The 19,784-nt window shown below is 40.2% G+C and carries 14 protein-coding genes; all 14 read left to right on the top strand.

Going from position 1 to position 19,784, the window contains the following annotated elements; genetic code table 11:
• Nucleotides 1–63: 63 nt before the first annotated feature.
• Nucleotides 64–756, top strand: coding sequence for an ABC transporter ATP-binding protein (locus FAX86_RS19935; protein WP_246128696.1), 693 nt, complete (start codon nucleotides 64–66; stop codon nucleotides 754–756).
• A complete protein-coding gene (locus FAX86_RS19930; protein ID WP_164503687.1) occupies nucleotides 749–1,744 on the top strand; it encodes an HlyD family secretion protein in 996 nt (331 codons plus the stop codon). Before FAX86_RS19935 ends, FAX86_RS19930 begins: the two co-directional genes overlap by 8 nt.
• Nucleotides 1,741–2,934 carry an efflux RND transporter periplasmic adaptor subunit gene (locus tag FAX86_RS19925; RefSeq protein ID WP_144395258.1) on the top strand — a complete coding sequence of 398 codons (1,194 nt, stop codon included), beginning with the start codon at nucleotides 1,741–1,743 and terminating at the stop codon, nucleotides 2,932–2,934. The genes FAX86_RS19930 and FAX86_RS19925 overlap by 4 nt, the downstream gene beginning before the upstream one ends.
• Nucleotides 2,931–4,127, top strand: a complete 1,197-nt coding sequence (locus FAX86_RS19920; protein WP_144395257.1) for an efflux RND transporter periplasmic adaptor subunit — start codon at nucleotides 2,931–2,933, stop codon at nucleotides 4,125–4,127. Before FAX86_RS19925 ends, FAX86_RS19920 begins: the two co-directional genes overlap by 4 nt.
• Nucleotides 4,124–5,359, top strand: coding sequence for an ABC transporter permease (locus FAX86_RS19915; RefSeq protein ID WP_144395256.1), 1,236 nt, complete (start codon nucleotides 4,124–4,126; stop codon nucleotides 5,357–5,359). Before FAX86_RS19920 ends, FAX86_RS19915 begins: the two co-directional genes overlap by 4 nt.
• A 1,486-nt stretch (nucleotides 5,360–6,845) precedes the next feature.
• Nucleotides 6,846–8,006 (top strand): efflux RND transporter periplasmic adaptor subunit, encoded by a 1,161-nt coding sequence (locus FAX86_RS19910; RefSeq protein WP_164503686.1) that lies wholly within the window; start codon nucleotides 6,846–6,848, stop codon nucleotides 8,004–8,006.
• The gene (locus FAX86_RS19905) at nucleotides 8,003–8,710 is read left to right on the top strand and encodes an ABC transporter ATP-binding protein (RefSeq protein WP_144395254.1); all 708 of its coding nucleotides are present in this window, start codon (nucleotides 8,003–8,005) and stop codon (nucleotides 8,708–8,710) included. Before FAX86_RS19910 ends, FAX86_RS19905 begins: the two co-directional genes overlap by 4 nt.
• The gene (locus FAX86_RS19900) at nucleotides 8,703–9,917 is read left to right on the top strand and encodes an ABC transporter permease (protein ID WP_144395253.1); all 1,215 of its coding nucleotides are present in this window, start codon (nucleotides 8,703–8,705) and stop codon (nucleotides 9,915–9,917) included. Before FAX86_RS19905 ends, FAX86_RS19900 begins: the two co-directional genes overlap by 8 nt.
• A 72-nt stretch (nucleotides 9,918–9,989) precedes the next feature.
• On the top strand, nucleotides 9,990–10,676 hold the full coding sequence (locus tag FAX86_RS19895) for a YIP1 family protein (RefSeq protein ID WP_144395252.1): 687 nt from the start codon (nucleotides 9,990–9,992) through the stop codon (nucleotides 10,674–10,676).
• 143 nt (nucleotides 10,677–10,819) lie between these two features.
• Nucleotides 10,820–11,578 (top strand): 4'-phosphopantetheinyl transferase family protein, encoded by a 759-nt coding sequence (locus tag FAX86_RS19890; protein WP_164503685.1) that lies wholly within the window; start codon nucleotides 10,820–10,822, stop codon nucleotides 11,576–11,578.
• Nucleotides 11,579–12,644: 1,066 nt separating this feature from the next.
• On the top strand, nucleotides 12,645–16,472 hold the full coding sequence (locus FAX86_RS19885; protein ID WP_144395250.1) for an AMP-binding protein: 3,828 nt from the start codon (nucleotides 12,645–12,647) through the stop codon (nucleotides 16,470–16,472).
• 6 nt (nucleotides 16,473–16,478) lie between these two features.
• Nucleotides 16,479–17,135, top strand: coding sequence for a guanitoxin biosynthesis heme-dependent pre-guanitoxin N-hydroxylase GntA (gene gntA / locus FAX86_RS19880; RefSeq protein WP_144395249.1), 657 nt, complete (start codon nucleotides 16,479–16,481; stop codon nucleotides 17,133–17,135).
• Between the two features lie 4 nt (nucleotides 17,136–17,139).
• Nucleotides 17,140–17,727, top strand: coding sequence for a DUF1989 domain-containing protein (locus FAX86_RS19875; RefSeq protein WP_144395248.1), 588 nt, complete (start codon nucleotides 17,140–17,142; stop codon nucleotides 17,725–17,727).
• Nucleotides 17,728–17,759: 32 nt separating this feature from the next.
• On the top strand, nucleotides 17,760–19,784 hold a 2,025-nt coding region (locus FAX86_RS19870), incomplete at its 3' end, for a condensation domain-containing protein (protein WP_144395247.1).

Here is a 19,784-nt window from a genome sequence, read left to right as displayed (position 1 = left end):
ATATTAACCCCAAAATTCAGTTAAGATCGTCTGTTCTCTATTAATGGAATAGCAATAATTAAAATGGGTCAAAGTTCAATGATACAGGTGAGTAACCTCTCTAAAACTTATACGATGGGTCATAAGCGATTTAAAGCGTTAGATAACATCGATTTAACCATTCAGAAAAATGATTTCGTGGCCATTATGGGGCAATCTGGATCGGGCAAGTCGACTTTAATGAACGTTTTGGGTTGCCTGGCACAGGCCGATTCGGGAGATTATCAGCTAGATGGTGAGTCGGTTGCTCAGCTCACAGATGATGCTCTCGCAAGAATTCGCAATGAAAAAATTGGTTTTGTATTCCAGTCCTTTAATTTACAGACACGGCGTACGGCGCTAGACAATGTATTACTTCCCTGTCGTTTTAGTTCTGATAAACCGGAACAAATTAGAGTTCGTGCTGAAGCTTTATTAAAGCGCGTTGGGTTAGAATCTCGCATGAATCATAAACCAGGAGAGTTGTCGGGCGGGCAACGCCAGCGTGTTGCCATAGCAAGAGCTTTGATTAATCAGCCCTCAATTATCTTAGCCGATGAGCCTACCGGTAATTTGGATAGTAAAACCACACTTGAAATTATGTCACTGTTTAACGAACTCCATCAGTCAGGCCAAACAATTATTATGGTCACACACGAAGATGAAATAGCAGCTTATGCTAAGAAAGTGATTTGGTTAAAAGATGGACAAATTGTTAAGGTGGAACACAATGACTAGGTTACTCTTCCTATTTTTTATTTTCATTTCCAATATGCTTGCTGCAGAATCTTTGTTGCTTTCAGGAAAAGTAGAAGACGAGCAAGCACAATATTTTTCTGCGCCCTGGACCAACACTTGGCGCGTACAAGTTAAATGGTTGATGAAAGAAGGTATGGTGGCAAAACCTGGCGATGCTGTCGTTCGATTTGATACCAGCAATCTTGAGTCGGAAGTTGAACAAAGAGAAACCGCATTACGACAGGCTGAACAACAAGCACTTGAAGAGGGCTTGCGATTAGAAAAAGAGTTTATCAATGCACAATTTGAGTGGAAAAAGGCCAAGTTAAGATTACAAAAAACAGAATTAAGTGCCAAGGTTCCGAAACGATTTTACAGTGATTATGAATACGCCCAAGTTCAATTCGACTGGGTAAAAGCAAAAGATACGTTGAAGCGGGCGTTTGAACAAATGAACTTGAAAGAAAAAGCGTATCGGGCTGAGCAAGAAAAACAGCAGTTAAAAGTTGAGTTGATAAAGCAGCAGTTGGCAAGAACGAAGACGTTATTGGATTCGATGGAGCTTAAAGCCAAGATGGAAGGTCCTGTATTCTATGCTCTACATCCATGGACGGGCACAAAAATACAAGAAGGTTCGACCGTTCAAACAACCATGCAAGTTGCTTCAATTTCTGGCGGCGGCGAGCTACAGGTTAAAGCTTGGGTTAATGAAATCGATTGGCCCAAATTGAAAAAAGGCCTTCCTGTGAAAATCGTTTTTGATGTTGAACTGGATCGTGAGTTTGTTGGTTTAATTAAAAGCGTGGGGACTCAATCGGAAGTTCGTAAAGAGTGGGGGGAATCGGCTTGGTATCCAGTAACGGTTTCTGTTGAGTCAAAGGAGTTTAGTTTAGTTCCAGGCATGAGTGCGTTGGTTGAAGTTGATTTATCCTCTCATCCTCAAAACTTTGCAGAAATTAAAAGTAAAAGTGAAGGAGCGCAACAATGATAATTAGATTATTGAGTCGTTCCCTGATGAAAAGTAGTTTTGTGCTAGTTATGTTATCGCTTTGGTTAACGGGATGTGCAAACGATTCTGAAGAATGGAGTGAGGTAACAGTAAAGCAAGTTGATATTGCGGTTAAAGCATCAGGGGAATTAGGAAGCGCAGAATTGCTGACTATTAATCCACCGATGGTCAGTAATATGTGGCAGTATAAGATTCAGTTTATGGTGCCAGAGGGCAGCATGGTTAAGAAGGGTCAACGTCTCGTCAGTTTTGACAGCAGTCAATTACAACAGCAGCTACGTGTTAAGCAGAGTGAATTAGATAAAGCGGAAAAAAATCTTGAAAGTACCCAACTTAATGCTGAGCAACAATCTGAATCATTAAAGTTAGCTTTAGCTGAAAAAAACATGAATCGGGATAAAGCAAAAAGAAAATGGGAGCAATCTGACGACTTAGTAAGTTCGGTAGATATTAAACAATTAAAACTCGATTACCAGCTTTCATTGCTTGATGTTGAGCAAGCTGAATTTCAACTTGAACACTATAACAAAGAAGCCGACACTAAGTATAAAGTCACACAAAACGATGTCGAGCGATTGCAAAACGATGTTGAGCGATTAAAGCGTGAAATACAAAGGATGACAGTGGTTGCCCCAAAATCGGGAATGGTCATTTACACCAGCCACAATGGAGAAAAGCCAGTTGTAGGTTCATCGATTTGGCAAGGGCGAAGTGTGATGGAAATTCCCTCGATGGAGAAAATGATTGTTAAAGCCGATATTGATGAGGTGGATGCGAAAAAAATAGCGCTTGGGCAATTGGTGGAAATTAAAATTGATGCCATTTCTGATCAAGTATTTACCGGAAAAATCACCAAACTGGGTCAGGTTTATCGACCGAAATCCCATGATGTGCCCTCGGTTGTATTTGATGCAGAAGTAATGATTGACAATCCGAATACTGAATTAATGCGTCCTGGAATGAGTGCACGGTTATCAATATTTGTTAACTCTTATGAAAAAGCGATAACCGTACCATCGGAAGCTATATATTATGATAATGATACCGCTTTCGTGACGGTAGATGGTTTGGTGGGTAAAGAGCAGCGAACTGTAGTCGTTGGTCCTTTGGTGGGTGATGAAATAGTTGTTCTCAGTGGCTTGCAAGAAAAGGAGCGCGTATTGTTATGAGGATTATAACGTCAATAATTATTTTAATGGGACTCATGGGGTGCGAAGAAGCTGAGCAGAGTCATGGGTTAACTTATGTCGTGAATAAATCGATACAATCAATTGAAGTTCCTGCGAAAGGGGAGCTAGTTGCCAAAACATCTACGCCTATTTCTATTCCAGCCGGAATTTTCGAGCCACAACAACTTGCATGGATGGTTGATGAAAACCAATTGGTGAAAAAAGACGAAGTGATAGCCAGACTTGACGCCACTAAATATAGGTATGAATTACAACAGAAAGGATTAGAGCGAAAACAGGTTGTGATCGAGAAAGATGTTAAGAAAAATACATTATCTAATGAGGAAGATGACATCGGTAGCGATAAAAAGTTGATAAAGAAAGAACTAACGATTGCGGATAAATACGTGATTGATGATGTACGTTTGTATTCGAAGAACGACATTATCGATAAGATGAAAAATAAGGATTATTTAGAAGCCCGTTTGGCAAACAATGAATGGCGATTTGATAAATATCAGATGAAAGCCGATACCGAAATGGAGCTATTGGCATTGAGGCAAAAGGAATTTGATACCAAAATGATGATGTATAATTCATCACTCGATAAAATGGAAATTAAAGCCCCACATGATGGTGTCTTTGTGTTAAGCAAAAACTGGCGTGGTGAAAAGACCAAAGTCGGCGAAATGTTATTTCCAGGACGAGAATTTGCGGTATTGCCAGATCTCTCAGAGATGCAAGCGGAACTCTACATTTTAGAAAGTGAGTCGGCCAATGTGAAAGTTGGATTAGCTGTCAAAGTCTTTCTCGATGCTTATCCCAATGAAATGTATCGCGGAATGATTGCGTCAATTGAACCGATGGCGCAAGTCATTAGCCGTGAAAGTCCGGTTAAATACTTTAAGGCTCGGGTTGATTTAGAACAAACTGTGCAAGAAAAAATGCGTCCTGGAACACAGCTTAATGCGAGGATTTTACTGACTGAAGATTCAAGCGACCCATTGATTCCTAGTACAGCACTCTATCAGAAAGATGAAAAGTTCTATGTTGATGTTTTGGAAAAGGGGCAATGGAAACAGCGGGAAATCGAAATGGGAGTTCGCGGAAGTGATTTAACTCAAGTCACAGAAGGGCTTGTGGAAAAAGACGTGGTAGCGATCTTTCCGCTCATTAAGGAATTCAGCCGATGAAAACTATGGAAATTATAAAAGACGTATTCAGTGAGTTGTTTCACCATAAATTACGCACTTTATTGACGCTGCTTGGTATGATTTTTGGTGTTGGCGCTGTTATTGCTATGTTAAGTATTGGCGAGGGCGCAGAAAGAGAGGCTATGCAACTTATCGATTCAATGGGGTTGCGCAACATTATTGTTAACTCAAAGGAAATGGATGAGCAACAGCTAAAAGAAGTTCGTGAAAAAACAGTCGGCTTATCATTAAGAGATCTGGAAGTATTGGAAGCAACCTTTCCTTTTATTGAAGCGTCAGGCGCTGAGAAAACAATAAAGACCTATGCACTTTTTAGTAATCAGTCCAAAAGTGATGCCACAGTAAAAGGCCGCACTCCGTCGTATTTTGCTTTATCAAATTCTCAGGTAGCCTCTGGGCGCTTGCTGAATCAAAAGGATGAACGTGCATACTCTCAGGTTGTCGTGCTTGGTGAGCAAGCAGCAAAACAATTGTTTCCTTCAAGTGAACCGGTGGGTGAATATTTGAAGATTAATCATCTTTGGTTTGAAGTCGTCGGTGTGATTGCTGATCGTAAATTATCAAAAGATGAAATTGGTGGAATTAAGTTGGGCGGTGAATCCAACCAAGTGTTTGTTCCATTAAATACGGCGTTAAAGAAATTTAAGTTTGGTATATTGGAAAACGAAGTGGATACTTTAAAAGTGCAAGTTAAAAAAGGTACGGATATCTATCAAGCCTCTCAAGGTATTACTAAAGTATTGAGTAAACGGCACGCAGAAATTGATGATTTTAGTTTAATTATTCCGTCGGCGTTACTAGAACAGCAAAATCAAACCCAACGAATTTTTACCATTGTTATGTCGTGTGTTGCTGGAATCAGCTTGCTGGTTGGTGGAATTGGTATTATGAATATCATGTTGGCTACGGTGCTTGAACGAACCAAAGAAATTGGTTTGTTTAGAGCGGTCGGTGCCAGAAAAACTGATATTGTCATTCAATTTGTTATAGAGAGTTTTGTTATCGCTGCCTTGGGCGGCGTGCTGGGGATAGCACTCGGTTTTGCTTTGGCGTTCGTGATTGCATCTTACGCAAACTGGGCCGTCGCCAGTTCCTTGTTTGCCGTTGTGTTGGCTGTAGGAGTCTGTGCCGTCATTGGCGTTGGTTTTGGTTTGTATCCTGCCATTAAAGCGTCAAAACTTGATCCGATAGAAGCTTTACAAAGAGATTAGTCAGTTAGGTGTTCTGCACTTGTTAGACTTAGAGTGCAGAAACGACGCTGATTAAGCATAAATGAAACTATGGCTTAGCCATTTTTAAAAACGAACTTAACCTCGAAAAAGTCGACCTAGAGTCGATTAATTTCACGGGCCTCATTGCCTCATGTTTAATTAAGTTGACCTCTTTATCCATTCTTTCAAAAATAAACTATGTAACTCTTTGATTATTTTAATTTTAATCTGAATGTCTCTTTGATACATACCTTCTAAAACTGAGTTAATTCTAGAAATCGCTTCTGTTGGTAAATTGATAGATTCAGTCAACGCCTTAATCAATGAGGTAAGGTCGATTGCAATGCAGTAAAACAGGTAGTCAAAACACTGTTTTTAGTTGCCTAAGGTTTTTGAATTGTACTAGACTCATATTTGTGTATCTACATAAGAGATAGTTTGATGCAGGTTACTAGGTCGTAGATTGTTGATGTCATATCAGCTATTACAGTATAAATATAGTAATCATATTGATAGAAAAAACTTAGTGGCGTTTGAGTCAAACTTAAAAAAGCAAGGTTTCAAGAAAGTCTTATCGGAAGAGAAAGTTTGGGAGTTTTGCACCGAATTTAAGTACATCCCGATGGTGGGAAAACGTGTTATGCTAATCCATTCATAATGAATGGAGGATTGCTGCGAATAGTCTAAATATTAAAGTTAGTCAGGTATATTACCAATTAGATGATTTTGATGAGGTGATAGAGTATTCCTTGCTACTAATTATTATCTATCTTTTAGAGTTCTGGAGTGTTATTAAAGCCCTTGAGTTAGTTGTTCAAGATCAGTGAAACTATCGACTCAGGAAGTGTGACAGTTCAGTTCTTCCGATATTGATTATAGTAATATGAGTGGCTTAAAGAATGTTCCTAACATACGCTATGTAATGTTTGTTAATCATTCTCAATAGAGAACAGCGATACACATTTTCGACTACTACAATATTTGACTTCTTAATTTTTAAAATCAATCTTTGTTGAATTAAGCAATGTTTGCTAGTATGCTCTAGCTTGGTTTCGTACTTTTAGTACATTGTTCAGATTAAGTTTTGGATATGCAGTTGCTATGGAAAGCAAAAGTCTTCTATGATTTAGATAGCGAGGACGAATATTTGTGGCCAGAAAGAATCTAAAGTATTTTCTAAATTACTTGATAGTTTTAATGGTTGTATTTCGGATAAATCACTAAAGAAGAAAAAGGACTTTGAAAAAAGAGTCTAGTTCATGCTCGGTATAATGTAAGAACCGAATGTTTTGATGGCTAAAAACCGCTCCTGTTATGAATCCATGATAGTGATTCTATGATTTTATCTGGAATATCTTGAAAAGATATGGTGGGCGCGTTGGTTCTTTGACTATTACCTAAAGCAATCTAATGAATTTATTTGGTTCTTTCTTTATATCTGTAGATGGATAAAAGTATATTGGAGTACATTGGGGTATCAATAGAAATGAAGAAAACTGCTTTCCTGATGATAGGACTTATTTTAATTGTTGGAGTGCCGCTTATAAGCCAAAATAAAAGTAAGCATACCAAATCTGTAAGGACGACTCTCGTTGATTTACATAGAGTAGATTCCAGCATAATAGCGTCAGGTAATTTGATTCATAAAGATCGAGTTGAGCTCCGTGCCGAAGTTATAGGCAAGGTTGTGGAAATATTTGTAAAGGAAGGGGATCAGGTTAAGGCAGGCCAGTTATTAATGCGTATTGATGACGAGCAATATAAGGCTCGTGTTAATCAACAAAGTGCTCAAGTTAGTCGCCAAAAAAGTGAACTTTCGAGTTTATTCCTTGATTTAGAAATCGCCACTCGCCAGTGGCAACGTCAACAAAAGCTGTTTAAGCAAGGGTTATCCACTCAGTCGCAACACGATGAGGCTCATTACCGAAAGGCTTCCGCAGAACTTAAGTTGGAGTCAGGCAAATCTGCTTTGGCTCACTCTAAGGCATTACTTGAAGAAACTCAGGAAACGCTCAATAAAACGCGTATTTCGGCTCCTATCGATGGTGTGCTCACCTCGCTTGATGTTGCAATCGGTGAGACAGTCGTTTCTGGAACCATGAATATGATCGGCTCCAGTATTATGACGATTTCTAATGAGAATAGTTTGGTGACCGAGGTTTATGTGGATGAAGCAGATGCAGCTGCCTTAGTGATAGGTCTACCGGTAGAAGTATTCGTGATTGCATCTCCCAATACACCGCTCAAAGGCCGAGTCAGTTTTATTGCCAATACTGCAAAGCGCCGTCCAGGAAGAAATAACTTAAGTTTTGCGGTGGAAATTGCTCTTGACGATGTCTCTCATAGTTTTTTACGACCAGGGATGTCATGTCGTGCAGAAATCTTCACAAATAAACTAGATAGCGTTCTGGCTTTGCCTTTATCTGCCATTATGTTTAGTGAAGCAGAATCTAAATACTATGTGTTTGTAAATGATAATGGTACGGCAAAAAAAGTATCTGTAAAGGTTGGTACGAGCGACGATCAGATGCAGCAAATGATTTCTGGCGTAACGCAAGGACAACAGGTATTAGTCGGTCCTGCTAAAATACTCCGCCGATTAAGTCATGGCGACTCGATCAGTTTGATTGAGAGCAAAAAGCTATGATAGAGCTAAAAAGCATTAATAAGTATTACCAATCAGAAGCGCAATCTTTTCATGCTTTAAAGCATATTAGCTTAAAAGTTGAGCGAGGAGAAAGTGTTGCAATTATTGGCTCATCTGGTTCCGGTAAGTCTACGATGATGAATATCATCGGCTGTCTTGATCTTCCTTCTACTGGTGAGTACTGGCTTAATGGCGAAAATGTCGCAGGGTTTAATGAGCGCCAACTAGCAGATACCAGAAATCATACGATAGGGTTTGTTTTTCAAAACTTTCATCTGTTACCACGAATGAATATCCTTGAAAATGTCGTCTTACCCTTAGCTTATCAACGCATTCCGACAAAACAAAGAAAAGAACAAGCGGTAGAATGTTTAGTAAGGGTTGGATTACAAGATAAGCTTAACATGTACCCTAATCAATTGTCTGGTGGCCAGAGACAGAGGGTTGCAGTAGCGAGGGCTTTAGTTGCGAAGCCAAAACTTATTCTTGCAGATGAACCCACTGGCAATCTTGATAGCAACACCACCGAAGATATCATGCAGTTGTTTGAACAGTTGCATAGCGAAGGACATACTTTGCTGATCATCACACATGAAAAAGAAATTGCAGATCGTTGCGCGCGCGCGATTAGATTACAGGATGGTGAGTTGGTTGAAGACAGACTGAATTCCACTGTAATACCAAAGGTAATTGCTTGTGCTTAGTTTGTATGAAATTTTCCGCCTAAGTTGGTTATCAACTCGTAAAAATGGAATGAGAAGTGTACTGACAGCCCTTGGCTTAATTATAGGTGTAGCTGCGGTGATTACTGTTGTTAGCGTAATGGATGCGTTTTCGAATAGAATTACTGCTAAGTTTGAGTCATTGGGCAACAATGGGTTGACTCTTTCTGCTTACACACCATTGAAACATCAGATCCAGGGACGTTTGACAGCATTAAAAGCAAGTGATTTGGATATTATTAAAAGAGTTTCGGGGGTTCGCCATATTACACCTGTATTTTTTCCTACTAATGGTGCAATTAAATCAAATGGCTACGAAAGCTTTAGTCAAGTATACGCTACCACAGAATATTATCAGGACGTAAATCAGAATTACCCAACACAAGGGCGATTTATCAATCGCACTGACAATTTAAAACGTCGAAAGGTAGTGGTTCTTGGTGTCGACACGGTTGATGAACTTAAGTTCCATGACGATCCTATAGGACGCTACGTTCAAATTGAAGACGAGTGGTTTAAAGTTATCGGAGTGCAACAACGTAAAGGCAAATTATTTGGCCTGAGTCAGGATAGCTTCGCCATAATTCCTTATGAGACAGGCCGCTCTATTGCAGGTTATCATAAAGAGCCGCAGTTTTTTGTTCAGTTTAGCGTCGCTGACCTAAACCAGTTAGAGCCTATCAAACGTCATTTAACTCGAGAGATTCGCAAAAATCACCAGTTATCTAAAGGACAGCAAAACGATTTTAAACTTGAAACCGCAGAGCAAATGATGGAGACCTTTAACAGTATTAGTGAAGGTGTCACATTTGTTTTAATTGGCATGGTTGGCATTAGTTTGGTCGTAGGTGGTGTCGGAATCATGAATATAATGTTGGTTTCGGTTACCGAAAGAACCCGTGAAATTGGGATCCAAAAAGCACTTGGAGCACAACCGACAAACATATTATTACAGTTCTTGGTTGAGGCTGTTTTGTTATCAGTCACTGGTGGAGCGCTGGGTGTGATTTTAGGGCTAGGGCTAGGGCAGTTGGTGGAACTGTTTAGTGGTATTGAAAACATTGAAGCACCCACCTGGGCGGTGCTTCTTAGTTTTGTATTTTCGGCAACTGTCGGTGTGGTGTTTGGTTTAATTCCGGCAGCTAAAGCATCAAGTCTACACCCAATAGAAGCGTTACGTTTTGAGTAATCGTAAGCGGTGGAAATGTAACTTTAATGTGATTTTTGGTTATCACTAGATGAATGAGGAGTCTAATTCGCTATGTTTAGTACCTTAGTTAATATTTTCATTTCACCGAATGAAGCTTTCTCTGATATTAAGCAGAGAAATACATTTTTTGTACCAATATTATTACTCGTTAGCGTAACAGTAGTGTTTTGGATATGGTATTTCTTTTCGATTGACGCGAACTGGTTAATTAACCATTACATAAATCAAGAAACATCCGAAGGTAGCATGAGTATCGAAGATCAGGAGGCTCTAAGCAGTATAATAACCATTGAGACTCTAGTGGTTTTGACTATCATCGCAACCGTAGGCTTACTTTTTTTCGCTAATTTATTGTTAGCAACTTACTTTACCATCTTGTCATCTCTTAAAACTCAAGACATCTCCTTCGGAAAATGGTTTTCCTTTATTTACTGGACCTCACTACCAACTTTAGTGCTTGTGTGTAATATGGCTGTTACTTACAGCATCGCTAATGAAGCTATTGCGCCTGAAGCATTGTCAACAATTGCGTTTAGTAATTTGCTTGGCTTAGAAGTTGGACACAAGTGGCACTCCTTAACCTCTAGTTTGTCATTGGTCACTTTGTGGAGTTTGGCATTGATGGTGTTGGGTTACCGTCATTGGACGAAGAGTAGTACGACCACTGCAATAATAGTCGTCGTATTACCTTTCGCGGTCTTTTATGGTGCATGGAGCACTTTGATTATGTTGTTATGAATAGAGATGAGCGTATAAAGGGGATTGCTGATTAGAAGTTGACAATAAAATCCCGGAATCATTGACAGATAAAGCGGAGATTATGGGGCGCATCACAAGGACATTTAGTTTTCCATTTATTTATGTACATTAAAGAATTTTATTTGAAGAAAGAAGAAGTTCTCAAGAATTTATTTGTTAAAAATTTGCGTTATTATGAGCACCGAGCGTTGCCTATTCTCTTGGTATCATGTGACTTTAATGCGATTGACTTTACAGTTAGTTTATTTAAGCAACTTGGAATTTCTTGTCCAGAATGCATTTTGCAATCGGTATCTAAAAGACAAACAGAATTTCTGGCTGGAAGATATGTTGCAAGAGAAGCGCTGACGAAAATTGGTTTGAGAGGAGAAGATGACCTCGAGATAAAAATAGGAAAGCATCGAGAACCCATTTGGCCAGAAGGAATTATTGGCTCAATAACACACAGTTCATCAAAAGCGATATGCTTACTTGCAAAAACGAGAGATGCTGATTCATTGGGAATTGATGTAGAAAAAATTATTTCGCCAGACAAGGTTAATGACATTGCTAGTATTGTTTGCATTGAGTCTGAGATTGATCTGGTAACCTCCAATGGATTTGATATGAGTCGTGCACTAACACTTATTTTTTCAGCAAAGGAAAGTATTTTTAAAGCCCTATATGCTAAGGTGGGCAAATTTTTTGACTTTGATATTGCAATACTCTGTTCTGTGAATACGCAGAATCAAATGATGGAGTTTAATATTGAAAGAGCCTTTGCTGTTAAAAACAATTTAAAGCTCACTTATCAAGTGTTCTATTCTTATGATAGCGTTCAAGTGATAACTCTATTAATTGAACCTAAGCAGGATTGCTTATCGCAACTTTTGATAGTTTAACCAACTAAGTAATGTTCTATGACGCTGGAGGAGTGTCTTGGCTTAATGCGTTAAGATTGTCTAGAAAATTGTTACTTTAATCATTTGTTCAACAAGATAGTTTTTTGCAAAAGCAGTTAACAATGATGATAAATTTTGCAGGTTGATTTACAGGGATTATATTGAGAGTATTGTTGAGCTCTGGTTTACATAACTCTATAACTAAAGGTCGTTATTAGGTATTAGGACGTTTCATTTATTCAGCTAACTTCGATCATTGATTGCTGCTTGATCAAAAAAACTCATATAAAATTGCTATGGAGATTCAATGTTTGAGGCTAAATTGTTAACCTTGGACGAACACTCCAAAACAACAGCCAACAAATAGATTGCAAACTCGTTTTAGATATTGAAAAGAGTTGGTTGTATTTGCATAAGGAGATTTGTTGGTTTGAAGTATCTTGGGAGTTGTTCTGTAATAGTTCTAGAGCTTCAATCAAAAAGATATGTAAAATACATAGCCACTTTTTCGGTTAAAATAATAAATGTTTTTATTTATCTAGTGACTGAACAATGTAAGTTGACAACTCTACACTCAGAGATATAATGGATACGTCGGTACTTGAAATCGACTAGAAATAATGGAAGTAATTAAAGTTAAATACAGTTTAATGGAATTTAAACATACAGCTATTCAAGAGTTCTTGATGAACTTCCTGTATTAAAAATGGTTTTTACAAGAAATGGATATTTTTGAACTCATAATATTTAAGATTGCTTTTTATTGTAAGCTACAGTCTTGTGTAAAAACTAAAAAATATAAGCTTTTTATAGCAAATAACGGAATGTAAATAATTTATTTAGGATAAATATAACGGGATAATAAGACATCTCTAAAAACTTGGGTGCCAAATTATTGCCTATGTTACTCGTTGTTAAAAGTAATTTTATATGGAAATGTTTTAAATAGTAGAAAAGAAATAAATCTATGTTGCAAAAGAGAATCACTGCTCAACAGCGTTAGTCGAGTTTTTTCGTCTGATTCTCACAGGATTGCTTCATCGAATATAATTATCAAGGTGATGATGTGATAGATTTGCGTTCAAATTCTGTTAAAGGAAACAGAGTTCAATTTCTAGAGAAAGAAAGTGTTGTTGATTCGGTAACTTATGATTCACTCGAAACCGAAACAAATTTGCTGTGCGCTGGTTTGCAGTCAAAAGGATTGGTGGGAAAAGTGGCTATTTTATACTTTTCTCCTGGCCTTGACTTTATAAAGACGTTTTTAGCTTGTCTCAAGGCATCGGTTATTGCCGTTCCACTACCGACTATTACAAGTCAGTCTAAAAAACGCGCTACATCACGCTTAAAGTCTATTTCATCGAACTCTAATGCAGCGGTTGTGTTGATTCAAAATGGTTTCAACAAAGAAAATGTCATCGCTGACTTTGGAAATAAGTTTAAAGAGTCACAAATAGTCACTTTAGAAGAACTCAGTCAAACGACATCATCTCCTTTAGTTGATAAAGCAAACGAACATGATATTGCTTATTTGCAGTACAGTTCTGGTTCAACAGGCAATCCTAAAGGTGTCGCTATAACTCGATTTGGATTGAGTAATCATTTAAAGCAAGTGACCAAAACATGGGATATGACTAGTGAAAGTCATACGCTCTCCTGGATGCCACATACACATGACTATGGTCTAATAGAGGGAGTGCTAGCACCTATTTATGCGGGTGCTAATGTGTATATTATGTCGCCTTTTCGGTTCCTAAAGCGACCCACGGAGTGGTTGAGTTGTGTATCTAAATTTGGCATAACACACAGCTCTTGCCCTAGTTTCGCGTTTGAGCTGTGTTTAAAGGATTTATCCAAAAATACGCAACGTGACTTTGATTTAAGTTCCTGGAAAAAACTGAGCTTTGGAGCTGAACCGATTAATCCTGAGGCAGTCCGAAAATTTCAACATAAAATGGAGCAAAAAGGACTAAAAGAAGGGGCTTTGCATCCGGCTTATGGTTTAGCTGAAGCAACATTATTGGTATCCACACAAGGCGGATTGAAAACAAAGAAATTGCATCGGCCTTCTTTAGCAAAAGCTAGAGTTGTCTTCGCAAAAGAAGGAGAGTCCTCATTAGAAGTGGTGAGCTGTGGCAAACCCATTCAAGGAGTAACGGTTAAAATTGTCAATCCTGTCACAGGTCAAGAATGCGACAAAAAAGAGACTGGCGAAATTTGGGTTAGTAGTCTCTCAAACGGGGCTGGTTACTGGCAACAAGAGGCATTAAGCGAAGAAATATTTCGTGCAAAATTGGATAATGATTCAACAGAATATTTAAGGACTGGTGATATCGGATTTATATATGAGAGTGAACTATATATTATCGGAAGAACTAAGGATTTGATTATTATCCGTGGAGAAAACCACGCACCATCAGATATTGAGCAGACGGTTTTAGCGTGTGATACTGCCTTAGTTGGTATGCGTTGTGCGGCGTTTAGCTTTGTTAATGCGACTGTTGAAAACTTGGTTATTGTCTGTGAAGTGCCAAAAACCAGTCGCAAAAGTGTCAGTCATCGATTTGTTAACAAAATTAAAAAGGAAGTTTTTGAGTGTCATGGCTTATCGATATTTGACTTGGTCATTGTACCCAGGGGAACCATTCCTAGAACAACCAGTGGAAAAATACAGCGACGAAAATTAGCGGCTCGATTCAGTGATAATCGCTTGGTGGATGTTCGTTACCAAGTAATGGAGGATGAGTCTGAGCAGATTATTAATGAAAGCCATCCTTCTGTTAGGCAACAGGTCTCTCGAACACCTGAAGAACTCAATAAATGGATTACTCAATTTTGTGCAAAGCGCACCGATTTATACTCGATTGATGAGAGACGTTGTATCCCACCTCATGTGATATTGGAATTTGGCAACCAAGGGCTGTTAGGGTTAACTACACCCAGTGACTTTGGTGGTTTGGGTGGTGGATTTGAGTACGCCTCAAAGATTTATAAACATCTTGCCTGGACCGATGTGAATTTAGCGGCGATGACATTAGTTCATAACTCGTTGGGAATCGACCCTATTATGAACTTTGGGAGCGAAGAGTACAAAGCCGAAGTTGTGCCACTACTTGCCAGTGGACGTCAATTGGGCTCCTTTGCATTTACAGAAGAGAGTGCGGGATCTCATGTTACAGCGATTCGCTCTAGTGCACATAAAATACCTACGAGTGATCAGTGGCGTATAAATGGCAAAAAAGTTTGGATAGGTAATGCTGGTTGGGCTGGGGTCATCAATGTTTTCGTGAATAGCGTGTCAGCATCTGGCGTACACGATGGAATGGTCGGCTTTTCAGTTTTCACTGATCAAGAAGGTTTGTTGATCGGCCAGGAGTCGATGACTTTAGGCATGCGAGGCATGGTTCAAAATGATATCACCTTCAAAAATCTTACTGTCAACGGCCACCAGCAACTAAGTACACCTGAGCAAGGGTTAGCACATGCTAAGGCCATTATGGTTCGAACTCGATTATGGTTGGCTTCAGTAGGTTTTGGCATTGTTACACGTACATTTACTCTTGCCCAAGAGTATGCGAAAAGTCGATATATTGCTACTGGACGTTTGTATGATAACGGCGTAACACAGGTTTACCTAGCCAATATGCAATGCTCAATGCATTGTTTAGATGCATTAGTTTCCCGAGTCACCCAGTTACTTGATCAAGGAGTACAAGTTCCTGATTGGATCATGGCAGCAGCGAAAGTTTTCGCTAGTGAGGCGGCCTGGCAATCGGCAGATGAGTTGGTTCAAATAATGGGAGGTCGAGGTTTCGAAGAAACAAATACCGCATCACGTATTATGAGAGATGTTAGAGTGATGCGCATCTTTGAAGGTACCTCAGAGGTTTTGCTTGATCATCTAGGTGCTTTAGCTTGCTCTAACTCTATAACAATAACTTCTGCGTTAAAAAACATCTTTAATGTCGAGGCGAAAACTGTTGCACAGTTTAATGAGTTATTAGAAGAGGTTTCTAGTAACAAGACGATCTCTACCAACCCTCAGCTGATTCATCTAAAACATCATCGTGCTGGAAAACTCACCGTACTGTTTGTTTTGAAGTCTGCCATTGGCATTCATAAACTAAACATGTCCAGCAGTACGGTTTCTTTAGTTGAAGTTTGGTTGGAACAAGAAGTAGCTAAGTTAAAGCTTAGTTATAATTTTCAACAAGGTCTTCTGGACTTTAATCATATTGGAAACCTTTGTATACCGGATGAAATCAACACTTTATTTGAGTTGGAAAAAGGTTTAAGGCGCACTCCATTATTCTCACGTCCAGCCACAATTGATACACATGATATCAATCCAGATGCTGTATTTGATATTCAAGCAACCGACAACCAAGTCACGCGAGATGTTTTTGATAGTAGTAAAGTACAAGCTAAGAAAGTAGCTGGAAAAAATACCACCAAAGAGCATGAAAAAGATATTTTGGCTTGGATGGAAGTTTGGCTTAAAAACGAGCTTAAAACTTCAAGTATTAACAAAGGCGATATAAAAATCACTCCTCAGATGACTTTTTCTGAACTCGGACTCGATTCGGTTTCTTCTACGTCATTTATAGTTGGTCTGGAAGACTGGTTAGAAATAGAGTTATCACCAACCCTCATTTGGAACTACCCGACTCTTAAAGAGCTTGCATGTTTTGTCGGGCAGCAAGTTAGTATTAATGGTGCTGAATCTGAACCTGTTGACAGGGTTGGTGAGGATTCTTTAAGTGTAAGCGGCAACTACTCAGAATACATTAATAACAAACTTAAAAACAGCAAGTCGCTAACTAAGAAACATACTTCTCACCAGTCAATTGAAGAGCTTCTTTTAGAAGAAATTACTGCCGATGGAGTGGAGTAGAATAAGATGAGTACATTAAATATTGAACAACGATTCAAAGACTTCGTCTCGCAACGACATTACCCATGTCCGGGAGCAAAAAGTGCCGTAAAGTTTGAGCGAATGCGTACTTGCTATGTAGATGATTTCAGATCCGTGTTAGATGCAGAAAAGGTGCTTGAATCAATTTATCAGTTTATCGATGCTTATGACAGCGACCAAGAGATGTTTCTAAGTTTAGCTGTCTTTTTTAAACAACCACTCGATTTATCAGAAGTGGATTTTGAACGTTATTTGTGGTTGTTTTTACAACGTCTCCATGATTTAGATTCTAGACATTTTTCTTGGGCACCCAACTCAAGTTCTAATCCTGCTAATAATGATTTTTCTTTCAGTTTAGGAGAAAGAAAGTTATTTGTTATAGGTATGCATCCTAATAGCAATCGAAAAGCTCGAAGATTTGAAGTGCCATTACTCGTTTTTAACATGCATGACCAGTTTCAACGTTTAAGAGAGTCTGGTGACTTTGAGCGATATCAAACAACAGCAAGAAAAAAAGATATTACGTTTTCTGGATCTATCAATCCAAACTTAAGCGACTTTGGAGAGGCTTCTGAAGCCCGGCAGTACAGTGGTCGAATCGTTGAAGAAAATTGGACTTGTCCTTTTAAAGCTAGAGGTTAATAAAATGAAAGTTGTGATTCCCCCCAAAAGTGGTAGGTCGGTTGTTCTTAAGAAGAATGACCTTTTGAAAATAATTGACCCAGAGGGCCAACAAGTCGCCGACTTATATGCCTTTAATGAACATGAATTAGGGGAGAACTTATCGTCAGGTCGGAGTATTGATTACAAGTGCAGTATTTATTTTAGTAAAGGCGATATTCTATATTCCAATCGTAGTAATCCGATGTTTGAAATTCTTGAAGACACCGTAGGACGACACGACTTCTTGTTAACGCCTTGTGCTGAAGGAACCTTTAAACATTTTTATCCGGAGCACCCCGTTGAAAAAGGTTGCTTTGGCAATCTTACTGAAGTCTTTAAACCTTATGGTATTCAACACGATCAAATTTCAACAACGTTTAATGTTTTCATGCATGTTGCCATGGATGAGAATGGTGCAATCGACGTATTGCCTCCCAAGAGCAAGGCTGGAGATTATATTTTGCTAGAAGCAAAAATGGACATGATCGTTGGTGTGACAGCTTGCTCAGCAGGTATGTCAAATAACTTTGCTTATAAATCCATTCATTTTGAAGTTATGCGTTCCAATTAATTTTACCAGAACTGCTTAATAGAGAAGTATTCATGTCAACTCAAAATAACAATAAAGGTTCGTTGCTCAAGTTAGTTAAACAACGCCGACGAGAGTCGATCGATAATGAGTTAGCCGTCACGAATCGAAATGAACCGCTCGTATGCTCAGATAATCAGTCTGCGATGTGGCTACATTGGCAAACCAACCCCAGCTCAACAGAGTTTAACATTCCGGCAATATTCAAATTAACCGGTGATGTCGATGATGAGTTGCTGGCAAATGCTTGGCGACAGGTATGCCAAAGACATGAATCACTTAGAACCTATTTTGCAGATGGGGAAGATGGCCGTGGTGTGCAAATCATCAGTGACCAAGTCACGGAATTAGAGATTATTGATTTAAGTAACTGCTCAAAGGTAAACGGGAACGACCAAGAGGAGCTCAAGTCTTCTTTAGAGGCAATGGCTTGTACTCGTTTTGATTTAACCTGCCAACCTCCAGTTAAAGCGGCACTCTTTCGAGTCAGTTCAAGCGAGTCGATCATTGCATTAGTACTCCACCATATTATTTCCGATGGTTGGTCGATGGATATTGTGTTTAGCGAGCTTTCACAAATCTATTTAGCACTGCTCAGAGACACTGCTATTGATCTTCCTCCATTAAAAATTCAATACGCCGACTACGCAGTTTGGCAACGGAGCCAAGTGTCAAGCCGAGATTATCAAGAGCAATGGTCCTATTGGTCGGAGCGTTTACAAGACTTGACTCGTTTAGCCTTGCCTTATGACCGAGCGGCGCCGAGCCAGCCGAGTTATTTGGGTCAAACGGTGAGTTTTGAATTACCGGCCGAGTTAGTGTCGTCGTTAGAGGCGTTAGCCCAGCAAGAAGGTGTGACGTTATACATGGTGTTGCTGGGTACCTATCAATGGTTGTTGTCGCGTTTGAGTGGCCAAACGGATGTGTGTGTGGGTTCGACGGTCGCGAACCGTTCGCGAGCGGAGCTGGAGTCGGTGGTAGGCTTTTTTGCGAATGTGTTGGCGATGCGGGTGACGGTGGATGAACGCCAGAGTCTGGCGGAGTATTTACAGCAAGTGAAGCAGATGTGTGTGTCGGCCTTCAGCCGTCAGTCGGTGTCTTTGTATGAGGTGGCTGAGCAAGCCGGGGTAGGGCGCAGTGGCAGTCGGGCGTCGTTGTATCAAGCGACCTTTGTGCTGCAGAACACCCACACAGCGACCGGCCCTAAGCGAGGGGATTCATCGTCGTCTGAGCCATTAGATGGCTTAACGGTGAGCCCTTGTGAATTAGGCCCTCAGTTGTTGCCCTATGAGTTGATGCTGTCGGTGGAAGCGAGTAGCCGTGGCGGTCTGGTGGGGCACTTAAGTTACCAGGAAGAGCGGTTTAGTCGGCAGAGTATGCAGCGTTTTGGCGAGCGTTATGTGCAGCTGTTGCAGCAGTGGGTGTCCGCTGTTTCTTCTTCTGCTTCGTCCGCTTCGGCTTTGAGCCAACCCTTGTGGCGTTGCTCGGTCTTGCTGCCAGGAGAAGGGTTGTCTGGGGCGGTTGAGAATATCCCTAGCTGGGAAGTCTCGGTGCCGGAGGTGTTTAATGCGGTGGTTGAGCGCTGCGCAGAGCAAGTGGCGGTGGTGGCCGAGTCGGGAGAGAGGCTGGATTACCGGACATTGGACACCCAGAGTACTCAGTTAGCCCGGGCGTTGCAGGCGCGGGGGGTGCAACCGGGTGATTGGGTAGGGATGTGTTTGCCTCGTTCGTTGGATGCGGTGGTGTCGTTGCTGGCCATCCTTAAAGCGGGCGCCGGTTATGTGCCTTTGGCCCCGAACACGCCCCATGAGCGGCTGTTGGGTATTTTCGAGGATGCCGGTTTGAGTTACTTGCTGGTGAATGAGGCGGTGTTGGCGGAACTACCGGCCTATGACCTGATGTTTATGGAGGTGTTGAGTGTTGATGGTGAGCGGTCGCAGTGGCAGAGCGAGTCGACGGCTCCGCTGTCGGTGTGTCGTCAGGCCGAGTCGCTGGCGTATGTGACTTACACCTCGGGTTCGACGGGTCAACCGAAAGGG

This window comes from Pleionea sediminis (assembly GCF_007570825.1).
Classification (GTDB): domain Bacteria; phylum Pseudomonadota; class Gammaproteobacteria; order Enterobacterales; family Kangiellaceae; genus Pleionea; species Pleionea sediminis.
The sequence above is the reverse complement of the archived record's forward strand: the minus strand, read 5'-3'. Positions and strand labels throughout refer to the sequence as shown.